Origin of the sequence: Escherichia sp. XD33 (genome assembly GCF_019375075.1) — a bacterium.
In the GTDB taxonomy this organism is placed as follows: Bacteria; Pseudomonadota; Gammaproteobacteria; order Enterobacterales; family Enterobacteriaceae; genus Enterobacter; species Enterobacter flexneri_A.
On sequence record NZ_JAENDM010000112.1, the window covers coordinates 1 to 4,568 of the forward strand.

6 protein-coding genes and 3 pseudogenes are annotated in these 4,568 nt (G+C 42.2%); 6 read left to right on the plus strand and 3 right to left on the minus strand.

Annotated features, from left to right (window positions below; translation table 11 throughout):
- Positions 1 to 121 precede the first annotated feature (121 nt).
- The 4 genes and pseudogenes from K0778_RS24870 to K0778_RS24880 all read left to right on the plus strand — a co-directional run.
- Positions 122 to 187, plus strand: a pseudogene (locus K0778_RS24870) (IS1 family transposase); the annotation flags it as partial.
- A gap of 69 nt (positions 188 to 256) precedes the next feature.
- Positions 257 to 700 carry a hypothetical protein gene (locus K0778_RS28710; protein ID WP_370726574.1) on the plus strand — a complete coding sequence of 148 codons (444 nt, stop codon included), beginning with the start codon at positions 257 to 259 and terminating at the stop codon, positions 698 to 700.
- A 935-nt stretch (positions 701 to 1,635) separates the two neighbouring features.
- Positions 1,636 to 1,870 (plus strand): annotated as a pseudogene (locus K0778_RS24875) (type II toxin-antitoxin system RelE/ParE family toxin).
- 127 nt (positions 1,871 to 1,997) lie between these two features.
- Positions 1,998 to 2,201, plus strand: a pseudogene (locus tag K0778_RS24880) (hypothetical protein); the annotation flags it as partial.
- Between the two features lie 200 nt (positions 2,202 to 2,401).
- On the opposite strand, the gene K0778_RS24885 reads toward K0778_RS24880, so the two are convergent.
- The 3 genes from K0778_RS24885 to K0778_RS28425 all read right to left on the minus strand — a co-directional run bounded on the left by K0778_RS24885 (position 2,402) and on the right by K0778_RS28425 (position 4,029).
- Entirely contained in the window at positions 2,402 to 2,752 is a 351-nt protein-coding gene (locus tag K0778_RS24885; protein ID WP_000361389.1) for a plasmid partitioning/stability family protein, read from the minus strand.
- 2 nt (positions 2,753 to 2,754) lie between these two features.
- Positions 2,755 to 3,717, minus strand: a complete 963-nt coding sequence (parM, locus tag K0778_RS24890) for a plasmid segregation protein ParM (protein ID WP_000959884.1) — start codon at positions 3,715 to 3,717, stop codon at positions 2,755 to 2,757.
- A gap of 105 nt (positions 3,718 to 3,822) precedes the next feature.
- Complete coding sequence (locus K0778_RS28425; protein WP_306173356.1) at positions 3,823 to 4,029, minus strand: hypothetical protein; 207 nt, start codon at positions 4,027 to 4,029, stop codon at positions 3,823 to 3,825.
- Here K0778_RS28425 and K0778_RS24895 point away from each other — a divergent pair.
- Both K0778_RS24895 and K0778_RS24900 read left to right on the plus strand, forming a co-directional pair.
- Positions 3,930 to 4,157 (plus strand): hypothetical protein, encoded by a 228-nt coding sequence (locus K0778_RS24895; RefSeq protein WP_170942586.1) that lies wholly within the window; start codon positions 3,930 to 3,932, stop codon positions 4,155 to 4,157. The two genes, K0778_RS28425 and K0778_RS24895, sit on opposite strands and share 100 nt — an antisense overlap.
- A gap of 76 nt (positions 4,158 to 4,233) precedes the next feature.
- Positions 4,234 to 4,568 (plus strand): DNA methyltransferase (locus K0778_RS24900; RefSeq protein WP_250112226.1); only part of this gene is annotated, 335 nt, incomplete at its 3' end.

Below are 4,568 nucleotides of genomic sequence, written 5' to 3' on the forward strand. Positions count from 1 at the left end.
CGTACGGCCCACAGAATGATGTCACGCTGAAAATGCCGGCCTTTGAATGGGTTCATGTGCAGCTCCATCAGCAAAAGGGGATGATAAGTTTATCACCACCGACTATTTGCAACAGTGCCTCTCAAAATCGGTGGAGCTGCATGACAAAGTCATCGGGCATTATCTGAACATAAAACACTATCAATAAGTTGGAGTCATTACCAAACAGGGATTATTTATTCTCTCAGGCGAGAATAAAATAGACGAAGAATGTTTCATTAATATAGTCCAAACGGCTGTCGCCATAAATAACATCGGTAGAGAATCTAATGGTTATATTTTAGTTGGTGTTTCCGATACCAAAGCTACGGCAGACAGAGTTAAGACTTTATATGGTGTTACCCCTATTGAGTGCAATGGCTATTATATCAATGGAATTGATCATGAAGCTGTAATTCAATCAAAAAACATAGATAATTACTTTCTGTTCATAAAACAAAAAATAGAATCATTTAATTTTAATGAGGCTTTGAAACAACAAATACTAAAAGATATTTCATTATGTTCATATGAAGGACTGCATGTTTTAAAAATCGAAATAAAAAGTGTCGGAGAAGTCTGTCATTTTGAAAATAGGTATTATATAAGACAAGGAACAGCTACGCATTTAATCACTGACGGTGAAGCAATTAGTAGTTTACACAGATTATATTACTCATAATTACTTAAGCACTATGAAGGTATCATACACCTTCATAGTGTACTTTTTTACTGCGCTTTGGGGCTAAATTGTTTTTGTGAATAGCCAGAATATCGTGGCTACGGCGGCAATGGAAATATATGATCTCTGCTGCCAGAGACTGGAGATGTAATTGGGGGCAGTTTGGATATCGAAAATTATTGTACTATAAGGGGTCCGCTTGAGGGGGCCGCTTGGAAAACGGAAATTTTCCCACGCTAAGAGAATTGAGTTGAACGAGTGGTTACATCTAGGCCAGCTAACTCACTGAACGTAAAGGCTGTACGAAATGTTCCGACCGTCCGATAACCATTTGGCTTACTTCCGTACATTTCCTTGCGTAGATGTACAGAATTGTACGATTTCGGACACCAAAACTGCTGTTGTCCCGGTGCATGAAGCTACTTTCCGGGTTGGTGGTACTGACTTTGGTGTTCTTAACGACGACGTTTTCAACTCTGAAAATCGCCTCTCTGCACGGGGATTTTTACCCCCCCATAGAGCCGTCATATAAATTCAAATTATTAACTTTGATGGTAGAATTATCTTAGGTTTGATAAAATTTTGAGCCGTCGCCGTTTACTTCACAGGATTCAATATAATGGCTAAATATACAGTTTGTGATTACCAATAAACTATTAGAAATAATGGGAATGGTTGTGCCAATCTCTATCTGGAGGTCTTATTGCAGGGAACATCCACCCCATCGTTACACCAATACAGAATTGCCCCCGATACAAGACATCCAGACATTAACCTAATAAAAGCGCACCTTGACGAGGGCTTTCAGCAGGCAAAGTCTGAGGGATTAAAAGTAGAGATTTCAGATTATAAAGAACGTCTTTACCTGTACATTAGAACACCTGGTAATAACCTAATGCAATATTCTGGTTGCAGAGAAAAATAATACAGTCGCGCTGGATACGCTGACATTGACGCAGTTATATGATTTTCTGGCGTTGGTCAGTAAACCAGCTGCAGCCAAAACGGTGTAGTCCCTGACACAGGCGCCGGTCATTCTGTTAACTCATCCACGTATGGGATGAACAGTTGTTTCAGTTTGAAACCAGGGATGTCAGACGGATTTTTGCTGGCGAGTACGAAATCCGTTACGAACTTAATGGCCAGACTATTTATGTATTGCGCCTGTGACACACACGAGAAAACAGGTAGATTGTGTGTGAGGGCAACTTTAACATAGCCTGCAGGTGTTAATTCAGGAGCATTGTTATCAGACCAAATATTTTTCATTCCATTAAATAGTCTTGTAGGGGATAAAATGAATTACGATGAAATAACGAAAATCACTGCAGAACGTATTAGCGACTACATGACTGAAGCGGTTAATACAGACTCTAAATCTGTTGCGGAAATGTTTCATAACGCTGCATGGGGAGTGCTATCATTGTGGTTTGAACTCGTCACAAAAATAGATCTGGATATACATAAAAAGAACAGGTATGCAAGTTATGATTTTAGAAGAAAAATCGAAATGCAGCATGAAGAGTTTCAGAAAATGACAGAGCGTGAGCAAGTGCCTTTATTGAAATTGCCTGAATAACAGAGACAGTGCAAACGATTATTTCATAATAACGATTATGTAATGACTGGTAAGAAAATAACTTGATTGAGTTCCCTTTATCCAGCCTGATAGTGGATAAAGGGAACTCAATAATAATTGAATTAATTTATTAGCTTCATCGCATTTTTTTTGGTCTCTTCATCACTTTTTTGCTCTTGTTGTGAAGAGGATTGAGTGACTATTGAAGAATTAAAATCGGCCATCTCTTTTGGAAATAGCGATCTCAATATATTCACGATATCTGAAAATGTGGTTTCTTTCGTCAGCAGCTCACATAAAAGGAAAGGGGTCCGGGGATCTTGTCTGTATAAGGCCAGACCTGCCGTCAGTGCGGCCCGGTTAAGGCGGCTTCGTTCCCCTTGCGGGATACTGTCCAGTGTATCACAAACAATTTTATCTGTTTGATTTACATCTGGATTTAGTTTGAAGGCAATGGTTCTGCGCTTGTCCATCATTAATTACCTATGAGATACATACCGTTAACTAAATCATATTGAGAGTTATTGGTTTTGAAAAAACGTTCATCACGAATCTGTGTGTGTTTTTTTACTGCATCGCATATTAATTCTGCGCCACCGCCTATAACCATAACATGAGTATAACCAGAAAATTCATTGAGCGTATTTAATACACGTTGCTCAAGTTTACGAAGTGCTTCATTCATTGCTTCGGTGACTATTGATATTTTGTTCTCATCATTAATTCGTTGCTTCAGATAGTTATTATCTTTTCTGTGAATGATTATATCGTCAGCAAGATAGCTACTTCCTTTTGTTCTCGCAAGAGAAAGGGCATCTTTTACTGCAGATGTAACCAGAGAGACACCAAGAGATGAGTCTCCGTATATTTTACTGATCCCCGATAATTTCCCCATTACCTGAGAAATATCTAATGTGGTGCCCCCGAGATCTATAATTAATAAAGAATCTAACTCATCCAGTTCTTGTAGAACTTCATAACCTGCCGGTATAGATTCAGGCATGACTTTTACATCTTTTATTGTGAATGTATCCCCGCCATTTAATGTAATTTTTTTCCGGAAGTTTGCTTTCTTACGCTCAATATTTTCCGTATTGGGTTGGTTATTTCTGTCGTAATACTCTGTCAGAGGAAGTGTGCAAACAATATCCACTTCGCTTACCGGCAGACCACTGGTCAGTAAGGCGTGATGCACTGCAACGACATTAACGTCGCTGTATTGCCATGCGATATTGGTTGTGACTACAGCATCCGGGCTGATTGGATCAAATGAATACTGTTCGCCGTTCAGTGTGTAGTTAAAGACCTTTTTATCACCAAAAGAGACTGCCCACTCGCGTTTGAAGCTGTTCGGGCTAATGTGCTGTTTAATTGTTCCGTCGCTTTCCTGCCACTGTAGTTTGATGTTTGTTGAACCGTCATCAATGAATACCAACATTTATAAAACTCCTTATGGTGTTTTTTTGGTGTGTGTTTGGGTATGTTTTGGGTTTTAAGTGGGTTTGTTTGTCAAGTTTACCCCATTTCAACCATCAATCAATGATTATTTGTCTTGTTTTGGTGTTTTATTGGGTTGGGTATGGGTTGTTTTTGGGTTTTGTTTGGCGGGTAACAAAAGATGTCGCCGGGCTCCTCTTTTTACTGCGCCGGCTGACGCGGCGCGGCAGGAACGCTGCCTGTGGTCAGTGTCCCGCGTCCGGCCGGGCACGGGACGGGCGCTTTTACCGCTCCCGGCTGGCGTTGGTGACAGTGTACGCCAGCCCGTCGCCCTTTTCTGATGAACGCCCTTCAAGCCGCTTTCGCGGCATATCCTCGCCGTCAAAAAGACGACGGCTGCGGTATTCCACGGTCGGCCTGACCCGTTACCGGACGCGGTGAACAGCCCACAGGCAGCGGGGAACGGGCACCACAGGGGTGCCCTCCCGGTGCCCTCTGTAAGAGAAGGAGTGCTGTTATGTCCCGTTTTATCCTGGGTGACTGCGTGCGTGTTATGGCCACGTTTCCGGGCAATGCTGTCGATTTCATCCTCACCGACCCGCCGTATCTCGTCGGTTTCCGTGACCGTTCCGGGCGCACCATCGCCGGCGATAAAACCGATGAATGGCTGCAACCAGCCTGTAATGAAATGTACCGCGTACTCAAAAAAGACGCGTTAATGGTGAGCTTCTATGGCTGGAACCGCGTCGATCGCTTTATGGCCGCCTGGAAAAATGCGGGATTCAGCGTTGTTGGTCACCTGGTCTTCACCAAAAACTACACATCGAAGGCCGCATATGTGGGCTATCGCCA

Excerpts from the sequence above, each read along its gene's own strand:
- parM (WP_000959884.1), bottom strand. The coding sequence starts at position 3,717 with ATGTTGGTATTCATTGATGACGGTTCAACAAACATCAAACTACAGTGG.
- K0778_RS24885 (WP_000361389.1), bottom strand. The coding sequence starts at position 2,752 with ATGGACAAGCGCAGAACCATTGCCTTCAAACTAAATCCAGATGTAAAT.